The 21,012-nt window shown below is 52.4% G+C and carries 17 protein-coding genes; 4 read left to right on the top strand and 13 right to left on the bottom strand.

Annotation, left to right across the window (positions count from 1 at the left end; genetic code table 11):
• Window positions 1–36 precede the first annotated feature (36 nt).
• On the bottom strand, window positions 37–2,139 hold the full coding sequence (locus EI42_RS21345) for a sialidase (protein ID WP_170142802.1): 2,103 nt from the start codon (window positions 2,137–2,139) through the stop codon (window positions 37–39).
• 617 nt (window positions 2,140–2,756) lie between these two features.
• On the opposite strand from EI42_RS21345, the gene EI42_RS21340 reads away from it, so the two are divergent.
• Window positions 2,757–4,454: an amylo-alpha-1,6-glucosidase gene (locus EI42_RS21340; RefSeq protein WP_170142801.1), complete on the top strand. Its 1,698-nt coding sequence runs from the start codon at window positions 2,757–2,759 to the stop codon at window positions 4,452–4,454.
• A 53-nt stretch (window positions 4,455–4,507) separates the two neighbouring features.
• Here the strand turns inward: EI42_RS21340 and EI42_RS21335 are convergent, their stop codons facing one another.
• The 9 genes from EI42_RS21335 to EI42_RS21300 form a co-directional block, all read right to left on the bottom strand.
• Window positions 4,508–5,308: a ChbG/HpnK family deacetylase gene (locus EI42_RS21335; protein WP_111324670.1), complete on the bottom strand. Its 801-nt coding sequence runs from the start codon at window positions 5,306–5,308 to the stop codon at window positions 4,508–4,510.
• Window positions 5,309–5,338: 30 nt separating this feature from the next.
• The gene (locus EI42_RS21330) at window positions 5,339–6,199 is read right to left on the bottom strand and encodes a carbohydrate ABC transporter permease (RefSeq protein ID WP_111324669.1); all 861 of its coding nucleotides are present in this window, start codon (window positions 6,197–6,199) and stop codon (window positions 5,339–5,341) included.
• A 20-nt stretch (window positions 6,200–6,219) separates the two neighbouring features.
• Window positions 6,220–6,906, bottom strand: a complete 687-nt coding sequence (locus EI42_RS21325) for a carbohydrate ABC transporter permease (RefSeq protein WP_211326292.1) — start codon at window positions 6,904–6,906, stop codon at window positions 6,220–6,222.
• 102 nt (window positions 6,907–7,008) lie between these two features.
• Entirely contained in the window at window positions 7,009–7,203 is a 195-nt protein-coding gene (locus EI42_RS33405) for a sugar ABC transporter permease (protein WP_211326291.1), read from the bottom strand.
• Window positions 7,204–7,279: 76 nt separating this feature from the next.
• On the bottom strand, window positions 7,280–8,755 hold the full coding sequence (locus tag EI42_RS21320; protein ID WP_111324668.1) for an ABC transporter substrate-binding protein: 1,476 nt from the start codon (window positions 8,753–8,755) through the stop codon (window positions 7,280–7,282).
• A gap of 260 nt (window positions 8,756–9,015) precedes the next feature.
• Complete coding sequence (locus EI42_RS21315) at window positions 9,016–10,176, bottom strand: GntR family transcriptional regulator (RefSeq protein ID WP_170142800.1); 1,161 nt, start codon at window positions 10,174–10,176, stop codon at window positions 9,016–9,018.
• A gap of 550 nt (window positions 10,177–10,726) precedes the next feature.
• Window positions 10,727–13,138: an alpha-L-rhamnosidase-related protein gene (locus tag EI42_RS21310; RefSeq protein WP_111324666.1), complete on the bottom strand. Its 2,412-nt coding sequence runs from the start codon at window positions 13,136–13,138 to the stop codon at window positions 10,727–10,729.
• Window positions 13,139–13,175: 37 nt separating this feature from the next.
• Window positions 13,176–13,307 (bottom strand): hypothetical protein, encoded by a 132-nt coding sequence (locus EI42_RS34445; RefSeq protein WP_282957332.1) that lies wholly within the window; start codon window positions 13,305–13,307, stop codon window positions 13,176–13,178.
• 639 nt (window positions 13,308–13,946) lie between these two features.
• The gene (locus EI42_RS21300) at window positions 13,947–14,960 is read right to left on the bottom strand and encodes a glycoside hydrolase family 16 protein (RefSeq protein ID WP_170142799.1); all 1,014 of its coding nucleotides are present in this window, start codon (window positions 14,958–14,960) and stop codon (window positions 13,947–13,949) included.
• A gap of 94 nt (window positions 14,961–15,054) precedes the next feature.
• Here EI42_RS21300 and EI42_RS21295 point away from each other — a divergent pair, with 94 nt between their 5' ends.
• Together EI42_RS21295 and EI42_RS21290 are read left to right on the top strand one after the other, a co-directional pair.
• Complete coding sequence (locus EI42_RS21295; RefSeq protein ID WP_111324663.1) at window positions 15,055–16,791, top strand: flagellar export protein FliJ; 1,737 nt, start codon at window positions 15,055–15,057, stop codon at window positions 16,789–16,791.
• A 294-nt stretch (window positions 16,792–17,085) separates the two neighbouring features.
• Window positions 17,086–18,216: a hypothetical protein gene (locus tag EI42_RS21290; protein WP_111324662.1), complete on the top strand. Its 1,131-nt coding sequence runs from the start codon at window positions 17,086–17,088 to the stop codon at window positions 18,214–18,216.
• Between the two features lie 561 nt (window positions 18,217–18,777).
• Here the strand turns inward: EI42_RS21290 and EI42_RS21285 are convergent.
• Genes EI42_RS21285 through EI42_RS21275 form a run of 3 tightly spaced genes read right to left on the bottom strand, consistent with a single transcriptional unit; the run spans window position 18,778 to window position 19,598 of the window.
• On the bottom strand, window positions 18,778–19,110 hold the full coding sequence (locus tag EI42_RS21285) for a hypothetical protein (RefSeq protein ID WP_137686332.1): 333 nt from the start codon (window positions 19,108–19,110) through the stop codon (window positions 18,778–18,780).
• A complete protein-coding gene (locus EI42_RS34955; RefSeq protein WP_371860022.1) occupies window positions 19,011–19,250 on the bottom strand; it encodes an ATP-binding protein in 240 nt (79 codons plus the stop codon). The genes EI42_RS21285 and EI42_RS34955 overlap by 100 nt, the downstream gene beginning before the upstream one ends.
• A 15-nt stretch (window positions 19,251–19,265) precedes the next feature.
• Window positions 19,266–19,598 (bottom strand): hypothetical protein, encoded by a 333-nt coding sequence (locus EI42_RS21275; protein ID WP_111324659.1) that lies wholly within the window; start codon window positions 19,596–19,598, stop codon window positions 19,266–19,268.
• A 339-nt stretch (window positions 19,599–19,937) separates the two neighbouring features.
• Between EI42_RS21275 and EI42_RS21270 the strand changes: the two genes are divergently transcribed.
• Window positions 19,938–20,624, top strand: coding sequence for a dienelactone hydrolase family protein (locus EI42_RS21270; RefSeq protein ID WP_111324658.1), 687 nt, complete (start codon window positions 19,938–19,940; stop codon window positions 20,622–20,624).
• The last annotated feature ends 388 nt before the right edge of the window (window positions 20,625–21,012 follow it).

Here is a 21,012-nt window from a genome sequence, read left to right as displayed (position 1 = left end):
TCCTTTCTTCCATGAAAGCCTGCATTCCTTTTCCTTCTACCTCGTCGTATTCTGCTGGTCACCGTAGACAAAGCCGTTCCCTGAGAAACCAACATAGACACGCCCGGGAAGCCCCATATCCCCATTGACGGTATTGACCTGATCCGCCAGATTCAGCGGGTACTGTCCGATCAGATCCCAGTTGGCCCCTTTATCCGTCGAGCGCCAGATGCCCCAGGTATCGTTGATCTGCCCATACAGGTAGATCGTCGGATAGGAAGAGCCATTCAGTGGCGCTCCATAGCCGAATGAACGCGCCTGCTGCACCCCGGTGACAGGGTTCCAGGTATCACCTGCATTCTCTGTATACCACAGGCCTCCCTGCACCGTACTGGCCCAGACCGAGCCGGCATATCCCGGAACAGCACGAATCTGACCGAAAACATGCGCATCATTGTCGGTACTGCTCGGAGCCTGAGCCGTCTTGACCCAGGTATGACCACCATCCGTTGAGCGATAAAACTCGCCCCCGTTGTCGGTACTGTAGATATAGAATGTGCCCCCGTCAACCTTGTCGGAGTCGAGCGCCTTCTTCGACCCCCACCAGATCATAGTATGCAACGTCTGTACATTCGCAAAGGCAGATATCTGCGTCCAGGTTGCACCGCGATCCGTTGTCACATAGGGCTTCTTGTTATTAGTCGGCAGCCAGACAATATTATTGGTATCGTTTGCCGAGACAGCGATATTGCCACCATAGAGATCGGGATAGTTTCCTTGCCCACTAAAGAGGCTCCAGGTCTTCCCCCCATCCGTTGAATAGCCACTCTGGCTCGGATTAATGGAGCGCGTATCCGAGGAAACAACAACCACAAATGGAGGGTCCCCCCCGCTATAATCCCCGCTCAAGCCTGCTGAAAATTTCTCATTCAGAATCGGCCGATCAGGATAGCTATCAAGCCCCTCGTGATAGAAGCCGTTCCGGTCATAGGTCAGCGTCAAAGGATGTCCACTCAGAGGCGCAAGCACATCAGTGGCAACCATCTCTTCAATTCCTTTGCTGGTAAACACCCAGTTTGTGGTAGCATCGCTCAGATTCGTTGCATACAGGACGCCGGTTCCCTGAGCGAACCAGAGCTTGTCCTGTACAAACGGATCAAAGACAATGCGCCCCGTTGAAAGCCAATTTGTCTCGTCGGTCTGGCTGATCCAGGGGATGTCTGGTGCGGTCAGGCTGACCTTTAAGGTATCCCAGTGAATCCCTCCATCCGTTGAACGCCACCAGTGGTCATTGCGCATGCCACAGCTCCCCACAAAGAGCCGCTGATTATTGAATGGGTCAAGCGCGATAGAGTAGCAACCCTCGCCAGAGTTCGGAGAGATCGTCGTCCAGTTCCCCGTAGCGGGATCATATTTCTGAACACTTCCTGCCCCCACTGTCGTCATATAAAGCGTCCCATCATGGGCCAGCGCCTCATCATAAGGGGTCTCCGTCGTCGTTAAAATCTGTTGCCAGCTTATGCCCGCGTCATCAGAACGATAGACCCCCTGACCGGCCACACCGGCATAGAGCCGCTTCGTTGCTCCATTCCTGATCCCACTTGCAGGATCAAACGTCACCCATTTGACGCCAGTGGGTGTACTGCTCCCGCTTGTTCCTGTTGGGATAGCATTCACCTGGGCCCAATTTATTCCCCCATCCGTACTGACCCATAAGCCCTTGTTCCGCGAGCCAAAATAGAGAATATTGCTGTTATTCGGATCAACGGCCAGACGCTCGCCTCCCTGACGATTATCGCCATTGCCCGCCATATACCAGCGTTGCTTACTGATATCCTGCCAGGTCGCACCGCGATCGGTGCTCTTTAAAATCCGCCCGGTGTCGGTCTCGGTCGGGCTATATTCATTTCCCACCGCAACATAGATAATCTGGTCCTTGCCTGGATCAACGGCGATACTCTCAACGCTATAATCCGCAACACTTGCGCCAGGAACACCCTGCGAGGTAATAAGCTGTTTCCAGCTCTGCGAATTAGCATCCCAACGATAGGCGCCACCAACATCAGTACGTGCATACATAATGTCTGGCCTTTTCGGGTGGATGACCAGCCCGGTCACAAAACCACCTCCACCTATCTTGAGCTGCTTCCATGTATACAAACTCGTTGTTGCTTTCGGCTTCTTCTTGAGGGATGTAGCCTGTGCAGATGTGGTAAACAAGCAGAAGAACGATGAGAGGATCATCACTCCCAGAAGACAAGAAGAAACTACGCTGTAACATTTTCGCTTGACCGTTCCACTGAACATAGTAGAATCCTTTCTCCTATCGCACCATCCGTCCGGGCACTTGCATCTTGCTGTCCTATACAAGGCCACCATTGGCAGAAGTACCGAGGTGCTCAGGAACTGTAGCAGCGACAACTCTCATTTGCGCAAAGCAGCATCACATCGCGCGGTGAACAGAACAAAAACACACAGGCAACGCGTTTTACTCCTTATCACCTTCTCTCCTTTCTATAAAGCTGTTACATGTACAACTTCTTGATAAACCAGACAGACCCTCCTTCGTTCCGCATTCCTATCTCCCATCGCATTTTTCTGTCCTAAAACAAGACTACCGATAATTACGAGAAAAGTCAAGTTTTTTTTCAAGAAAGCAGCCCAAATACAGCAAAAATACCGCTTATAACTCTGGATTTTCTCGATTTTATCGTGTATTGTTTTAGAACACAGAAAAGACAACCAGACTCATGCCAACAAGAAAGGACAGCCAAGCTATGCTTACCTACAACCTCCACGCCATCTATTTCAGCGTTCCCGATTCTTTTCTGACCTTGAAAGCCAATGCAAGCGGAAACCGTCTCATCTACAGTACCAGCGCACGGAAGGCCATGTCCGAGAAGTGGCAGTCGTATTGGGCTTCCAATTTCTTTGAAATCGAGCTTTTCGAGCAGGATAGTGTGCTTCCCTATATCTGGATTGCCTATCCACATCGGCTTGAACTGCACACAGCAACCGGTGCAGATGCAACATTTACCTTCGCTGATCCACAAACCCTTATCTTCGAGGCTCATGGTTGTGATGTACGTTTTGTCCCTTGCAAGCCCTACAAAGCACACTATCAAACGCCGGACGGTGTACTCAACCTGGTCGATACCGGCACACAATACGTTCATCAGTTCCGCCCCGGCCCGGAGACACAGCTTACCGCGCCCGTTGTGGGAACGATTACATTCCAGCGTCGGGAGAATATCACACATGGTGCCTTCCGGCTCGTTCCCCATGAAACCTTCTGGAACGGAATGCCATCGATAGATGTTGAAGCGGCGGCGAACATCTATGCCACACAATTTAATCGGTGGCGCGAACGCCTGCCGGCCGTCCCGGATCACTACCAGGAAACTGCTGAAAAGGCGCTCTTCTTGCTCTGGAATTGTCAGGTCCCGGTAGAGGGATACCTGACCCGCCGTGCCATTTTTTCAAGCAAGGCCGCCATGAACGGCGTCTGGTCCTGGGATAACTGCTTTCACGCGCTGGCTCTCGCCGACATCGACCCGGAACTTGCATGGGAACAGCTCTTTCTGGTCTTCGATCACCAGGCAGAAAACGGCGTCTTGCCCGATGTCATTCATGATAGCAAGGTGCTCTACGGCTATACCAAGCCACCTATTTACGGTTGGACGATTCGCAAACTGATCCAGATGCTTGGCGTTGAGGCATCGCTTCCTGCCCTTACCCGCCTGTATGTGCCGCTCTGTCGGTTGACCGAGTGGTGGTACAGACAACGCGGCACCTCAAGCGGCATGTGTTGCTATTACGATGGCAATGACTCCGGGTGGGATAACGCCACAGTCTTTGATTCGGGCCTGCCCATCGAGGGCGTAGATCTGGCCGCCTATCTTGTGCTCCAGATGGAGACCCTGGCCCTGATGGCAGAACTCCTCGGACGTGCTGCTGAGGCACAGGACTGGCAACAACGAGCACAACAACAGCTTGCAGTCTTGCTTACAACTGGACTTCAGGAGAACCGCTTTCTTTCGCGCACAGCCAGCGGCGAGCGAGTCACCCCCCATTCTCTGCTGAACTACGTGCCTCTACTTCTGGGGAAGCGCCTCCCGTCATCGGTGCTCGCGACCATGAAGGCTGATCTCCAACCCGGGGGCCCATTCTTGACCCCCTATGGCCTGGCAAGCGAGTCCCCGACCAGCCCGGCATACACTGCAGATGGCTACTGGCGTGGACCAATCTGGGCCCCACCTACCTATCTGATCGTAGACGGACTGGTTGACGCCGGTGAACTTGAGCTGGCCCGTTTGCTTGCCCGCCGCTACTGCGATATGGTCGCCAGAGACGCAACCTTTTATGAGAACTATGACGCGCTAACAGGTCAGGGGCTTCGGTGCCCGGGTATCTGCTGGACGGCTGCTGTATTCCTTCGGCTTGCCATCTGGCTGCATCGGTGCCCGCAGGAATAGCGCTCATCTGCTTCCAGAGCAATCAAACGGGATCGGTTGCTCTGGAACACACCTCACATGGTACTCGTACAGGGCATCGCGATCTCATCATAGCGCGTCAGGCGGATACGCTGCTCCTGCACAACACGCAAAATCTCCTGATGACACAGCAACGCGTAATCATTCTGCCGCGCCCGCGCGACCTGACCAGGAACCGGGTTATCACGATTCGTCGTCAGGTGAATTTCCTGACTGGCACTCGCAGGATGAGTGATGAGTAGATACGTCCCCTCAGACAGCGTCGTCAGCAGATCCCGAAGCTCCGCTACCGATTGTGGCGCGGGCAGTGTCGGCACAAGATCCCGCGTCCAGATCAAACCCTCCTGTTGAGCCAGCTCACGCAGCGCATCCATAATACGCCATCGTATCTCAGGATCATGTTGCTGGTAGACCCAACCAATCCCCATATGTTCGTCAAGATACCGAATATCAAGACCATACGAGCGCGCACGAGCCAGTTGCGCACGCACCTCACGCACCACTTCCTCCGGTTCTACCCCATGTTGAAAGAGTTCCATCGAGGAACGAAAAAAGCACTGATCCTCATCTAGCAAGGAAGACACTGTTTCTGGCGGTGATACCGCTCCCCAGCGCGGCCTGTCCCATTCCGCGGTCAGCGTGACATGAAGCCCCAGGCACAGGCCCGACCTGTTTTTCAACAGGCGAGCCGCATGCTCAAATTGGGGGGCCGGTACCATAATTGAGGCATTGCGCAGGATACCACGCTCAAAAGCATCCACAATCGCCAGATTCCCGGCACGAAACATACCACAATCATCACCACGCGTGATGAGACGGATTTCACCATCAGTCATAAGAAACTCTTTTCCAGTATGCCAATAGACTCATGATTTAATTGCTCCCGCCACACCATTGATAAAGTAACGCTGCAACAGAAGGAACAGGAGAATAATCGGTGCCAGTGTAATCACCGAAGCCGCGGCCAATGAGGTCCAGTCAACCGAGTTCTCACCCACGAAAGCATACATCCCAACAGCCAGCGTTCGCAGTTCGGGCACACCGAGCGTAAAGACCAGCGGGATAAAGAAGTTGTTCCAGGAGCCAATAAAGGTAAAGAGCGTCACCGTCGCGATCATGGGTCCGGCCAGCGGCAACATCACCCGCCAGAAGCGTTGATGATAATTGGCACCATCCACACGCGCAGCATCCTCAATATCGCGATCAATCGAGGAGAAATAGCCCATGAAAAGGAAGGTGCTGAAGACCATTCCCCCGGCTGTCTCAACCAGAATCACCGAGCCCAATGAGTTCATCAGACCCAGGCGCTGAATCAGATCAAAAACAGGGATAATTGTGTACCCGTGCGGCAAAAAGAGCGTCAACGCAATCAGCCCTAAAAGCACCTTCTTCCCGGGAAAGTCCGTACGCGAGAGTGCGTAGCCTGCCATTGCTGTAAAGATCACGACGAGAACGACGACGACCAGAGAGACCACCACCGTATTAATAAAATAGAGACCAAAGTTGCCCGTCTCCCAGGCGTGCACATAATTCTCCCAGGATACCTCGCCCGGGAAAATGTTCAGGCCACGATCAAAGAAATCTTTCCCCGTCTTCAGCGAACTCCCAAGCATCCACAAAAAGGGATACATCCAGCAAACACTGAAGACAAGAAGCACCATATGAACAAATCCGGCAGAGAGGCGTTGACGCCACTTTTTCCGCTGAACAGGCATCTGTAGTATCATACTTCCACGCTCCTTTGACGCTAGATTCCCTGCGCACGCTGTCGATTAATCGAACGAAAGACAAAGACCTGCGCAACCGACAATATCATCAAGATAACACCGTAAAAGAAGGAGGCAGCAGAAGCAAAACCAACGTCTGGCTGTATACTCAGATGGGTGTCGCCGAAGGCTTGATGATAGATATAGGTGTTGACAACCTCGGTTGCTCCAAAAGGCCCCCCATTGGTCAGAACGAGCACCAGATCAAAAACCTGCAAACTTCCTAGCAAAGCGAGAATCACGATAATGACGCCGATCGAGCGCAGCATCGGTATAGTGATAAAGAAAAAACGGGCAATGCTGTTGGCTCCATCAATCCGCGCCGCCTCATACAACTCCTGAGGAATCGTCTGTAAGCCTGCCATAAAATAGACCAGGTTGATTCCTAACCCCAACCAGATACCAACCACAATAATAATGCCTAACGCGAAGCGCGGATCACCAAGCCAGTCTATATGCTGGTCGGTGATATGAAGCTGGTTCAACAGATTGTTAATATTGTCTCCGAAATTCGTCACGATAAGCTGGATCACGACCGCGATCACTGCCGCCGATGTCACTGAGGGAATAAAGAAGATAGCACGATAGACGGACGCAAAACGTAATTTCGGGTTGTTTAAGATCAGGGCCAGGCTCAAGGCCAGCACCAATTGAATGGGTACCAGCACAAGCGTGTAAAGCAGGGTATGCCAGAATGCTCCCCAGAAAAACGGATCGGCAATAACCGCCTTGAAGTTTTCCAGCCCGACAAAACTCGATGGGTCCCCAATTCAGTTCCACTGATAGAACGTGTAGCCCAGAGAGGCAATGTTTGGATAAATTGTAAAGGCAACGAGCAGAAGCACCATCGGGGCAACATAAAGATACGACCAGCCTCCTGCGCGTACCCTCTGCCACAGCCTCTCGCCGCTTCGTTTCACCTGTACTTCCATGACACGAGTAGGAGAAGTTTTGACCGTTTGCATACTGCGTTTCCTTCCGCAAGAAGATGTGTGTGCTCTCGCTGAAGGCAGCACACACATCCAGCTACTATGACCCCTCTTAATACCCTTTTCCCGGCTCTGTAATGTAGGGCTTTTTCAGATCCTTCCAATCAGTGAAGATATAATCTTTGATGCTCACTTTATGCCCCTGCTGGTTTGCCAGCTTGATCGCCTCCTCCATTTTGGCCTGCGATTTCTGTTGCAATTCCAGGAGTGCCGCATCAAGATCCTTCACCTGACCGGTGTAATAGCCAGTGAGCAGCTCCGTCAGATCTGGATGGACCGGGTTACTGATCGTCACATAGCTTGTTGCCGGATTCCGGATAGTGGGATCAGGCCCCGTGACGGAGTATTTTGCTGTCCCTACATACTGCGAGAAGGGTGGGAACGTATTATTTTTCGGGTCATTGTTTTGCGGATAGATTGAGATACCTCGCCCCTGCTGGACAAAGCGCTTCCCGGCTTCGACGCTATAAAGCCAGTCAAGCCAGGCCCAGGCCGCGTCAGGATTCTTTGCATGAGCCGAAATGGCAAAGGTCATTCCACCGGGCCGTGTCGGGAAATAGCTGCGTGGCTCCGCTTCTGGAGAAATCAGGGTTGTCAGCGAAAAATCTTTAAAGCCATGACTGACCCAGGGAGCCTGATTCCAGATACCTCCCACGGTCATGGCGTACTTGCCCCGCTCAAAATAGGCTTTCGAGACCTCATCAGAGATGCTCAAAGAGTTGGGGTACATATAACCCTTCTCTTTCCATTCCTTAAATAAGCGCATCCAATCGCCATAGGCCCGGTTACTGGCATAGGTATATTTCCCAACACGTAAATCCATATCGCCGGGGCCCCCGGGACAATCTGCACCGATCAGGAAGACAAAGAGCCACCAGAGCAAGACCTTCGTCCCGCCATTGCCAAACCCAAGCCCATAGACTTGCCCATTACTTTTCTTCGTAATAGCCTCGGCCGCATGTGTCACATCATCCCAGGTGCGCGGCACCTTGACCGAGCCATCGGCGTTCACCAACCCTGCTTCACGGAACAGTTGGTTGTTGATGTAGAGCTGAAAGGGGACCACCAGACCTTCAAACGGTGCCGAATAGAGCTTCCCATTGAAAATGTTGCTTCCCTCGTGCAACGCCAGAGCCGGGAATTTGGCACGCCATTCCTTCGTTGCCCATTTATCCAGCGGTTGCCACCATCCTTTTTTAATCTGATCATAAAACGCGGGATTCTGAGGGATCAGGGCAATATCAGGGGTATTCTTGCTCCTCTCCGCAAGTGCATACAGGTTGTCGTAATTATCACTGCTCTGTGATACCCTCTTGATCTTGATATCGGGATGCTTCTTCTGGAATAGCTTGATCTCGTTATCATAATAGGGCGATTCCGTGACGAAGTGATCCCAGTACGTGATTGTAATGCTGGAAGAACTCCCCGGGCCTCCTCCACAGGCAGCCAGGACGCTCCCCAGGGTTGCAGCACTGGCTGTGGTTGTCGCAGTCTGCAAAAAACGCCGCCGACTTATATAGTGTGCCATGCAGTTTGCTCCTTCGCTGCTACACAAAATAGAGAAAGTCGTTATCTCCTGTACTACTGCTTATCATCTCTGATAAGATCATCCAAAAGGCTCCAGGCGCACATAAATGGACTCTTTCTACAGGGGTAGAGCACCTCCTTTCATCCTGATGACAATATTTTATGAACCCAGCCAAACGCCCATAGAAAAGACGTTAGAGCGAGAAAGTCAACTTCGACTTTATGAACCAGCGCACCACCCACAATAGCTAGTATCTTACCTCAATGCGTCCGTAGGCGCGGCTGAATAAAGACCGTATCACCATGAGGCTTCTCTCCTCGCTCGAATGTGTCAAGGAGGGTAAACATACCGCGTACAATATCGGCAGCATCTACCTCAATCAAGGTCATCTCTCTGGTACGACCAAAAAGAATCGGCGAATCGGCAATCGCAAGCGATACAATCTTCACATCCCTGCCAACCTGAATCCCGAGCTCATCGAACGCAACGAGCGCCCCATCGGTGACCAGATCGTCACTGATATAGATGCCATCCGGCCGCGTGCTCCCCGAGGGACCAAAGGTCTCCTTTACCAGCAGGTAACCACGTTCCTGATTCGTCAGCGTTCGCCGCCCGGTAGCGGGAGGAGTGGGCGCACTGCGAAAAAGTTCGGGATAGATCGGATGTCTGGCATGTTGCAGCGCTTGCTGAAAATGAAAGATCTCCTGCTCTTCGTGCAGCGGAACCGCCCACTCATCAGCCGCCCAGTACCCGATACGTTGACATCCCTGCCGCATCAGCGCCTCGGCCGCTAAACGTCCCGAGGTGCGCCAATCGGTCTTCGCCATCCAGTCACCCCCACCGGCATAGACGACATGCGGCACCTGTAACAGCGAACGGTGATCAAAGCTGTGCGCATTGAAGCCAATAATAACACATCCATCAACTGTGGGCGAATTTAACAGAGCAATATGAGAATCCGGCAATTGATGAGGCATCGGCCTCCAGAGAAAATGAAACGCATAATGCTCATTCTTGATACTGGTTCGTTGTTCAACTTCCTGCGCCAGATGTCCCCAGAGCAATGACCAGAATGGAGAAGAACCAACATTTGCCAGAGGAAACATGTTAAAGACGATATGAATAGAGCGTTGATGAATCGTATCAGCAACAAAAACACCCTGCCGCTCTTTGCGGCTGAGAAGCTGTTCTGCTTCCAGCAAATCAAGTGCCGCAGTCACGGTCGCGCTGGATGTATTTAAAAGCTCGCATAGCTCACGTACCGTAGGCAGACGGCTCCCCGGCCCTTTCTCTAAGGCTAACGCCCGTATACGATCGCTAATCTCTTTAATCTTCGCATTGACACGTTTTGTACTGGCCTGACGGCGCTGCTTTGGCGAGATCAGATACTGCTCCTCAATATTCTTAATCATATCGTCCATAGAATGTGTATTCACCTCTGGGTTTGTCACCCACCTCTGTTTTAAAACAAGCATACCTGCAGAAACATCGTTTGTCAAGAGAAAAGCACAGGGAATAAGTCACCTTTTCTGGTTCTACCTGCACTATTATGTCACCGGTTTCACTTCTTGAAACAGAATGGTAGGTACAGACTGCTCACAGCCCGGAGAAACAGGCGCTTGTTCTAAATCAGATTTTCTGGCAAATGGGATCATGCATACCCTGGCGGCTTTATGTTGAACAAGCTTCTTCATCGAGATGGCTTGACAGTGTCCGCTCTTGTATCGCATCCATCAGGTCGATTTACCATAGCTTGCAAAAAAAGACCATTGCCAAGCAAGGAAGCTACGCATATACTGATCCACTTGAGAAAGAAGTGCATCGCTGCTGGTGATACTGTTTTCGTCCCCTGTCTCCTCTTCGAGCCTCCTCGTGCACTGACCCGATCAGCAGCTATCACTGTGCCTGATAACGCTTGAGAAGCGGGAAGGGCTGCTCTGCCCATTTCCCGCTTCTCGATATCCACACAGCTTACAGACGAAGCTGTTGTTCTCCTGGATGCAATGCACATTGTTGTCCGTGATACGCCAGGGTCCCCTGCACAGTCTCAGGAAGGGCTATCGTCGCATGTAGAGCACCGCCGAGCTGCTGGAAGGAAACTCTGAGTTCTCCCTGTGGATGAACCAGTGTTCCACCGCTACTGGCAAGCGAACCCAACAACGGCGTGATCATGACCGAGCGGAAGCCAGGGGCCGCAGGACGAATCCCCAGAATCGTCGCAAAGTAATGATAGAGAGGATGCGCCGCCCACGCATGACAATCTGAGCGGTTGGTAAACGGGTCCAGATTCTCGTATGTGGTCTTAAAATCCAGATCGAGCATCTGATACCAGGCCTGCAAGCGTTGAAAAAAGAGATCGGAGCGGCCCGTCATCTGACAGAGCTCAAAATAGTAATGCAGAAAGTAGACCGACGGTCGCAGTAGCTCTGAGGCGCCCGTGATTCCGGCCTCAATACGCCTGCACTGTTCCGTTGAAAGCAATCTGCTGAGTACAGCAAGACACTGGCTATGCTCCGAAAAGTTCGTATGCTCGGCATTGTCAGCATACAGCCCTTTCTCCTCACACCAGTACTGTGCGGTCAGCGCCTCGACTGTCTCTCTGGCGAGACGTTGATAACGAGCAGCCAGTTCCGCTTCACCGCACGCCTGTTCCAGCTCAACACCTTTTTGCAGCGCATAGACATACAACCAGTTCAGTGAGACACAGATCTCCCCTTCATGAGATCCCTCTGGCTCCCCATCCGGCCAGGCAGGGAGCCAATCCATAAAATTCCAGCCCGCTGGAGAACGAACCAGCCCATCTTCATCGCGCAAGGAGACAAAGGCATCCAGGACAGCACGCATGCCGGGGAGCAGAGAACACACGAAGGCCACATCGTCACGCCACATCAGGTAGTCATGAATCATGGCAACCCACCACAACGAAAAGGGCGGAATCATCTGGCGAACGCGCGAGGGGTAACGTGATTGCGTCAGGCCCCCAGGCAGACGCGAGTAATCAAACAGCCTGAGCGCCTTACGCGGCAAGCGATCATCCCGGCTGCTTACATAGGTCAGCAAGCATTCAAGTCGCGTATCACCAACATACATCAGTTGTTCGTAGAAAGGACAATCCATATACGTTTCATGAGCGCACATCTGTAGCGTGCGGAAGGCAAGTGGTAGCAATCGTTGTAAGCGCTCATCGCTGACGCTGAAGCTGCTTTCCATTTCTAACGGATAGCGCGTCTCATAGAAATGGAGCTGTTCAAGCGTCAGCGGCTGATTCTCTGTTTCCACCACCAGTTCAACATAGCGCCCCGCACGCCACCAGAGCGTAGTGAGACGACGATGCTCCCCCCCATCCAGATGAAAGCTATCACCGATACCATCTCGATCTCGCCACAAGGTGGTAAAGTACTTGTCCTCAATTTCTCCACGATGCCCTTTATTCCAGGTATGTGTGTCAGCAATCAAGCTCTCCTGCCAGTTGACACGCACACTACCAGCTTCACCCCGTGAAACGACGATCTCAGGATAGGCACACAGATAATTCTCAAGGTCGATCAGGACACGACGACGCGTATGGGGAGGCAAGGTCAAGGAGCTATCACCCGCCAGCAATGCCCTCCATCCCTCCTCTTCCTCTGTCAGGTGCTCGGCTGCTCGAAAAGCAAGCGAGTGGGTATGGGAAAGTGAAGGCGCCGAGATGTGACGCACCCTGCCCCCACGATACCGTTGGTATAACATCGGAGGCAAAGACGCAGGGAGAAGCTGCTGTTGTGAGGGGGCCACTTCGCTACACTGGGCGGTTACCCCCGGCTGCAATACACGCGCAGGAGACCAGCCTGTCCCAACACCATGCTCGAAATCCCAGGCGAACTGTTTTCCCTCCAACTCCAGCGTATAGCCAATCGCGAAGGCGCTCAAGGGCTCATGAAAGGTGTAACCGGCAAGCTGTTTTACTTCCCAGGAGGCGCGCCCCGTTCCCAACACATCCCGGTATGCGTCCTCTTCGGGACAAAGCAAGAAACCGGGTTGAGCGCTCACCTGGGCAAATGGGGCCTTCTCACCCAGGGACCATACTTGAGCGACAAGCATATGAACCCCTGCCTCCAGAGAAACATCATACGTTTCAAAATACCAGTGATCCACATCGCCTCTTTCAGGGCCACAGCCGGCACGCATGCCATCAAGATACAGGATATAGCGCTCGTCCGCCGTCACATGCAGGCGGAATACGCTTGCCTGTTCCAGTATGAAACGAAGACGATAGGCCAACACAAAGGGAGGGGCAAGCGGAAAGGGGGCTGAGATCCACGAGCAGGGCCAGCGTCCTCGTATCGACCATGACATATCTCTCTGATCAAAAGGGGCGTCGGTAAGCAGGGTTCTCTGTATCACGATGTTCTCCTTTCTATTCCTTCCTTATTCACGACATTCAAGAGGCCAGCGATGCAGAGTCAAACCAGATATCGCAATCCTTCCAGCCCTGCTGATGACGCCGAAGCATTGCCAGATGCAGAGCATGTCGGCAGTTGGCTATTTTGAAGACACCTTCTCTGCTTTGCACAAGCGGATTACGCTCCCATTTGTCTCAGCCAATCACTTGCCAGAACAGTTCCACCCGGATAAGAAATGGATAGGTACTCAGGCGCTATGGCAATTGATCGAGCACCTTACAGACCCGCCAGAGGAGGTAGACACATGTACCTTCTCATCAGGGACCACGACCACCGTCAATTCTGCGTCCGACCGCGAGAGTGCGAAAAGGTGTGCACCCTGCGTATGCTATCATATCGATTGGCCGGATGGTTCATCACTCATAAGAAAATGATGAACTTTGATCGTCAAGCATCAGGACCGTCGCATGCTCCTCCTCGACAGGCATCACAAGAGGATAACGACACCTGTGAGCTAGAGGGAAAACACAACTGCTCACCCGGTTCCAGATGCCTTTCTCTCATGCTCAGTGAGGAGCTGCCCCCCTCTTACTTTATGCGTCAGTTCATCAGCACACACTCTCTCGCACTGAACAGGGAGTAATGCCGATAGGGTGTTCTGTGAGCATGCCTGTGGATACTGTTCGTCATAAAAAAAGCAGAAGCCTGGATTGCATAGAATTTCGTCCTCCTCATGAGCGCTCTCGGAAACACGGTGCACGCCCTGAAGGAAGCAGCAGAGCGTGCACCAGAGAGCCTGCTACTGCCCGTTACTGGTTCCGAAACTGCATCTCGGCAATATTGCAATGTCCGTCCGGCGGGCCAACGTAGCGGTAAAACTGATAGGCAACGCTATTCACAAAGCGGGCAGTGGTAAAGTCCCCATCATTCGGCGCATACGGGACAGTAAACAGTGTGGTCCAGGGGCCATCTTCGCTGTTGGCACCCTGAAACTGACCTCCAGGCATGCGTTGTCCAGCATAGAGGCGAGGCACATAACGCACTGTATTGACAACTGTTGGCTCCCCGACATCGATTCCGGTCGCACAATTGGTCGCATCAACGGCATCGAAAGCGGTATTGACATCACCATCGGTTGCTTTCTCATACGTGCTTTCCCCGTTGCCCGGCGTGCCAAAGCGCTTTGTAGGCTGAACGATAGGCAGTTCAGGCGAGGGATCGGAGGGATCACCCTCCCGCTGCCAGACCCTGACATAATCGACATCCATCTGAGAAACGGAAGGCGTCGAGTCATCCGGGCCATTGGTCCAGCCACTCTGCTTCCATATCTCGGCGGAGAGCAACAGATGCAGATTTTTCGCAAAGGCATCCGTGGGCACGATCTCGCGTGTGACCTCTTGTCCATCAACATACCAGATAAGCAGTCCCGGCTGCCAATCAACGCCGAAGGTGTGCCAGCCAGCGGTGAAATCTGCCCCGATAGAATCCTGCGAGAGAGAGACATGTTTCCCATTGTCATCCCGGTGATATGTCATATGGTCGATAGTTGGACGATCTCCCAGAAGCTCAAGCGCATCGATTTCAGGGGGCCAGCTATGATCCTCCGCACCGGTCCAGAACGCATTGTAGACTCCATTTCCACCAGCTAACCAGGCCCGGATCTCCATATACCCGTAGGTGAAGGCGAATCTCGAAGAGCCTGCATCGCCGATCCGATCCGTGGTGACCATACCGCTTGTCCAGTGATACGTAGTGCTGCTATTGGGAGGCGTGTAGTCTTCCTTGACCGTGCGTAAATGCAATGCACCATCGCTAACGCTCACATTGCGGGGTAGCACATGGAGATCTGGGGATTTGCCCCATTAGTACAGCCCTGATCTTCCACGCTCGCCCAGAACCAGCACGTTACCCATTTGCTTGTGTCGAGCGAAAGTCATCTGCAAAGATCAGCTTCCCAGCACGGCGGTCTTTGTGCCTCCGCTTTCACTCGAAACCTATCAGCAGGAGGCCGCGGCACTCTTTGGCACAGTGAAATCCTATGAACAGGAGTATGCCCGTTTCCAGGATATCAATTCGGATCTTGCAGACCGACAGGCCGCCGTTCGCCTGATGATCCAGCAGAATAACGCAACAATCGATGCGCACCACCAGCTCATCACTCAGGCCCAGAATCTCTTAAGCCAGGCACAGGAGCAAGCTGAGCAGGCCAAACAGAAGTGCGAAGATCAACAATATCAGACAAAACTTGCTAAGATCGAGTTCGAACGTGGTCTGGAAGAGTGGCAAGCCGAACAAAAGTGGAACGCGATGCGTCGGATGTTCCTGGCTATTGGAGATTTTGCGATCAGTGTGGGAACGGCTGCTGCTACTGGCGGAGGCAGCGCTGCCGAGGCGATTGCCAGCGGCCTTGATGCTCTCAAAGCCATGCTTGAACTCGTCGGGGAGACCGATGCTCTCTATAAAGAGATGGCACGAGCACTTGAGAGCATGCAACATCTGGAAGGGCTGGTGCAGGAACTCGAGAATCTGATGCAAAGCCTCCTGACTCTGACCTCAACCGATCCAGATGCTATCATCGAATTCCCTGACTTTTCGCTCCCGAATCTGGATCACATTTCCGGCCAGACCGAATGGGATGTTTTTCTTGCCGCAACCGATATCTACCTTCAGCAAGCACTCGATAAAAATATTGGTGGGGCGATGGCCTACAAATTGGAGTCCACGAAACTGGGCATCTATGGCAAAGCGTTTCTCGCCAGTCAAGCGGCTGTCGTAAAGGCGGCTCAAGAGCTCTGGCAACTGCTGGTTCAGGCACAAATCAGCCAGAGTCAGCAACAACCACTGGAAGATTACCTCAATGAATTGGAAGAACGCGAGGAGCTTCATACTGCTCTGCTGCAATTGCTCTTCCAGCAGCAACTCAATCAGAAATGCTGGATTTTCCTGGCATTGCAGAATCTGATCTGGGCCTATCAATATGAGACGATCATTGACCGATTGGAAGTCCCTCCCATCACAGCGAGTGCCCTGGAACTGGAACAAGCGCTTGCTGATGTCGTGGTGAGGCTCAACAGAATTCTAGAAGAACTGAATCCACCGCCTCAGACAGCTGATCCCCGACAATTTATTGAGGAGATAGAGGCCGAGCATAGCAACTATGATGGCGTTGTGGAGACATTCAAGCAGCATAAAGAGGTGACGATCAACATTCCGCTGCACGATTTCAGCTTTCGGGGCCTGGACCGAGTACGAGTCAAACGCTGGCGCTGTGTCTTACAAGGGGTCCCAGTCCCCAAAGGAAGGCGTATCTCTTTGAGTTTAGAGAGCTCCGGTATTCATACCGATCGCTGGCAGCATGAGGCCTATCAGTTTGTCGCACGTCCCTCGATCCGCAGGTTCGTTTATGAGGAATGGCATTCAGGCGCAAATAAGACTATTGTCGATGATGTGCTTGGGGTAGAGCATGCCATCTTCGTTGATGGTGAGGTTGCGGAAGAGTATAAGAGCCATTATGCCCGTCCAACATCTTTCACCCAATGGACGCTGCGCCTCGATGATACAGAAGGCATCGTAGATCTCTCTACCTTGCAGTCCCTTAAGCTCCTCTGGCAAGTGGAGGCTGTGATTACTCATCCCACAGCTGCACAGACCTAAAGCAATAGGCACGGCGAGAAGAGGCCTACAGAAACATCTTCTCGCTGGATACGGCAAGAATTCCTGTGAATTCTTGCTTGTTCTGCCTCCTTTGTCTGGCAGCAGATATTGATAAACGCTATCCCTGATCTTGAATCAGGAGCGTATGAGGGAAAAGGCGGAAAATAGGAGGATGTTCCACTCCATGTCCTTTACACAACGCGATGTGTTTGGGTCCGCTTTCAACTCAGGCAAAGTTTCTCTTCTTGTCAGGACACATGTTTAGATGAATTACTCAAAAGAAAAGGTGTCAGAATGATACAACGTGCACAGAGACCCTGGTTCGCTCCTGCTTTTGTCCCAGGAGAAAAAGCAGAGCAGCATTTTCCTCTCCAAAAAGAGGAGATGCTGGCCTTGCAGGCTGCACTGGAAATAGGTCGGCATCTTCCCCGTTCATTCGTCGAGCTTATCGCCCTGACGTTTGAGCTCACCCCGGAAGAAGTCATGAATCCCATCGAAAACTATTCAACCTATGGCCCGTTTCTCCTTCCATATGGAGGCCCCTTCGCCTATGTCTTTGGTGGTATCGCGAGAAACAGCGAGACGTTCCTGACCCAAACATTTCCGGAATATCTCCACCTGGCACACGATGTGGTCGTTTACAGCACACGCATTGAGCAGCGCTACGAGGAAATGGATCAGCTCGCACAGCAGGCAATCAACGCTCCCGATGCGGCACAACGTAGACCACCTTTTGAGCAACTACAACTGCTGCTTCAGATGATGTATGATGAGATTCAACCCTTTGCGCTTCACGCCGCTGAGGTGGAACAGCAAACCACTCTGCTGACCCGCAGCTTTGAGGAGTCTCAAGAGCTTCTGGAGACACGACAACGGGAATATAGCAACTTTATCCGACCTTCCAGCGGGATGAACTCCCTGGTAGAAGAGGGAAAGACTCTTCAAACCCGGGTAGTCGCCTTTAATGCGACCTATCAGCAAGAGGTTACACACGCATCACAACAAGCACACTATCAATGGATTGAGCCATTAGGCGTGCTCGCTACACCCACTGATACGCAACGTGCCAGTGAGGGGCAGCGGTATATGCAGGAAATGATGCGGCTGATGCAGGCCTATTATAATGCGGCCAACATCGAGCGTGCAAAGGCTATTGCAAACCTTGCGGCTCATAAAACTGAGCTTTTAATGTCATCTGTTAGCGTGGATGTGGCCGTTGCTGTTCCCGCCATTCAGAAACTACGTGGCCTCTGGACCGCTTTACAGCAGGATATCGCCGTGTTGCAAGCACATCTGGAAGAGAATCTCGATGAGGAAAACTGGCGGTTGATTGATGCCGAAGTACGCCAGGCAATTCTACAGGGGAAAGATCTGGGTCAGCAGGCTCAGCGCTATCTCGATATTGCTACGATTCAGGTGACATAAGCAAGGTCAAACATTGCTCACCCTCTCCAGAGAATAGGAGAGCACTTCTTTAAAGCGTGAGGACATCTCTTAAGTTGGATGTCCTCATAACGGAAAAACTGTCCGACCTCGGTCCTTCGCTGTATCCCGCATAGAATACCAATAGCAGACAAACAGGATACCAGGAGCGATGAATCAAGCTTTTCTCCTATTTTTCATCTCACAGAGTTTCTATACTCTTCCTCGCTTGATCCTTCTTATCTCTCTACTACCCTTACGACTGCATTTTGAAGCACAATAGAGATATATAGGATATTTCTCCTATGAAATCAATTAGAAATGTCATAAATATATTTAAAATGCATTGAATGTTACGCAGAGAAGAAATACTGAAATGGCGTGCTCCATACTATGTGCACATCTTCGCCAGATGAGAGCAGATCACAGAAAAAGACAGGATGGCACAACACAACACCTTCTGCTCTGAAGCAAGAGGCTCGCGTTCCTCTCTCTGCATACTTCGGTTCTGGGGAGACCTCCCCCGCCAGAAGCCATCCTGTCTTTGTTCCGGTTTTCGCTCTTTCACCGATCCACAACACGTCTTTGCTTCCCCGCTTTTTGCATTTTGGCCCCTCCAGCCTGACGCAGCAGCGAGCCTTTCGAGTGCTCCCGCTCTCCCAACGCCTGCTTTCCACTCTGGCCCACGCGATACTCCTGCGCCTCATCCATGAGGATCTGTCTCACCAGTTCCCAATCATGCAAACGCGAGACAATCCGATGGTCTCTCCCCTCCAGCGCCATCCGATTCGAGGTGATCACCGTCGGCAGCATCGCGTTGTAGCGGTGATTGAGCAATTGGAACAGCTTCTTATTGGCCCAGGGCGTCCGATGCTCCGCCCCCAGATCATCGAGCACCGGCAGCTCCACCTTCCGGACGCGCGCAAATGATCCGGCTGATCCGGCACCGTCAGAAACACCACTCGTTCCCCGGCCGCCAGCCGTTCATGCACAATCGCCATCGCCAGATGCGTCTTGCCACAGCCATTGGACCCCAGCAGGACTAGCCATCCTCATGGCTGTTTGGCATAGCCGAGCGCCGCCGTATAGGCCTCTGCCACTCCCGGCACACTCGCATCAAAGCGCTCAAAGGTCGCTTGCTTGTACCTCGGCGCTGCGCACAGCGCTCCTCTGTCGCCCCCTGCACAAGCGAGAGCACCGTCACCTGCGGCGGCCGGGTCTGCCATGTTAAGCACGCCACCAGCGATTCCAATCCGTGATCTCGTCGTTCCATCCTCATGCACTCCTTCTCTGGGGTGCTTCACGTTCACGAGCGCTCTACGATTGCGCGTCTGTTCCTTTAACTCCTGCTGGTCCCAAACGTGCACCCGGTCATCGCTACCCATACAGCCACAGGCTCTTCTCCCGCCGTTAGCACAGAGCGCGACGGAATGATCTACGAGTTGTTTGTCAGCACGCTTCCCTCCTTAGCGTTTGAAGTGGCGACAGGGGAGCAAGCACTCCATTACACAGCAAGTTGCCAACAGCATTTGTGGGTACTGCTAGAATGCATTTGGACCAGGATATGAGCCGCGAGCCTGTTCACCCCATCTCAAGAGAAGACGTGCAATACTTGCCGGACTTTGCTCCAACAAAGTGCGAGTAATGCGGGCGTTTTTTAACCTGTTTTTCTGGTAGACTTAGAACTATGAAACGAGCTTTTTAAGATGAGTACAGGAGACAGTATGAGAGCATTTCAAAGTGAGGGAAGAACGATCAACGCCTATCTGGCCGAGCCTGAACATAGCAGCGGAGCAGGGGTCTTAGTCTTGCATGCCTGGTGGGGGCTGACACAGCCGTTTCGACAGATCTGCGATCGGCTCGCGCAGGCTGGCTTCGTTGCGCTTGCCCCCGACCTTTATCACGGCAAGACGACCACAGCAATCGAGGAAGCCGAGGCATTGGTCAATGCGCTAAATCAAGAGAAGGAGCGGGTGCGCGACGACATTGCGGGAGCAGTACAGGTTCTGCTCCAACACGTTGCGACATCTCCAGCAGGTGGGCGGGAGCAGGACAAGCTCGCTGTCGTCGGCTTCTCGCTGGGAGGTGCCTACGCGCTCGACCTATCTATCAAGGAGGCCGAAAAGATCGCCGCAGTTGTGACCTTTTATTGCGCCTACCCTGGACTAGAATATAGCCGTGCCCGAGCTGCGTACCTCTGCCACTTCGCGGAAAATGACCCTTTCGATCCGCCTGAGGCGTTTGCGGAGATGGAGCAGGAGATCAAGGCCGCGGGCAGGCCGCTCACCAGTTATACGTATCCTGGAACGACACACTGGTTCTTCGAGGAAAATCGCCCGGAGTATGACGCCCAGGCTGCTCATGTGGCTTGGGAGCGGACTATTGAATTCCTGCACGAGCAGCTTGATTAAGCACTCGAGCAACGCTGGATTTGGCTCTGCTGCGCAAAATCAAATCCAGCAAGCATTCATGCTCTTTGGAGCAATCTTGTCCAAAAAGGCTAAAAGGATTGGCTAACCACACAAGCGCTTGAGATAAAGATAACGAGATACAACCCAGTAATCAGGTATCCCGATCATCATTATCTCTATATCTACTATATTACCTCAGGATAGGAGTTATACCCAATTTAGGAGTAATTTTCAGACTACTGCGAAAATATTTTCTGCATGAACAAAAATCCCCATAGGAGTGATTCCCTATGAGCTTCGCAATTCTACCACTTAGTGCAGATTCAAACAAGCTGTTGTGTAAAAGCGGGCAAATATCCTTAGAGATCCTTGTGGTAAAGCAGGTTCA

The organism is Thermosporothrix hazakensis (assembly GCF_003253565.1).
Classification (GTDB): domain Bacteria; phylum Chloroflexota; class Ktedonobacteria; order Ktedonobacterales; family Ktedonobacteraceae; genus Thermosporothrix; species Thermosporothrix hazakensis.
The sequence above is the reverse complement of the archived record's forward strand: the minus strand, read 5'-3'. Positions and strand labels throughout refer to the sequence as shown.

Bases quoted from the DNA above. Each gene is read 5' to 3' on its own strand.
- EI42_RS21340 (WP_170142801.1), top strand. From the start codon at position 2,757: ATGCTTACCTACAACCTCCACGCCATCTATTTCAGCGTTCCCGATTCT.
- EI42_RS21335 (WP_111324670.1), bottom strand. From the start codon at position 5,308: ATGACTGATGGTGAAATCCGTCTCATCACGCGTGGTGATGATTGTGGT.
- EI42_RS21330 (WP_111324669.1), bottom strand. From the start codon at position 6,199: ATGATACTACAGATGCCTGTTCAGCGGAAAAAGTGGCGTCAACGCCTC.
- EI42_RS33405 (WP_211326291.1), bottom strand. From the start codon at position 7,203: ATGCAAACGGTCAAAACTTCTCCTACTCGTGTCATGGAAGTACAGGTG.
- EI42_RS21320 (WP_111324668.1), bottom strand. From the start codon at position 8,755: ATGGCACACTATATAAGTCGGCGGCGTTTTTTGCAGACTGCGACAACC.
- EI42_RS21315 (WP_170142800.1), bottom strand. From the start codon at position 10,176: ATGGACGATATGATTAAGAATATTGAGGAGCAGTATCTGATCTCGCCA.
- EI42_RS21290 (WP_111324662.1), top strand. From the start codon at position 17,086: ATGATACAACGTGCACAGAGACCCTGGTTCGCTCCTGCTTTTGTCCCA.
- EI42_RS21275 (WP_111324659.1), bottom strand. From the start codon at position 19,598: ATGGGTAGCGATGACCGGGTGCACGTTTGGGACCAGCAGGAGTTAAAG.
- EI42_RS21270 (WP_111324658.1), top strand. From the start codon at position 19,938: ATGAGAGCATTTCAAAGTGAGGGAAGAACGATCAACGCCTATCTGGCC.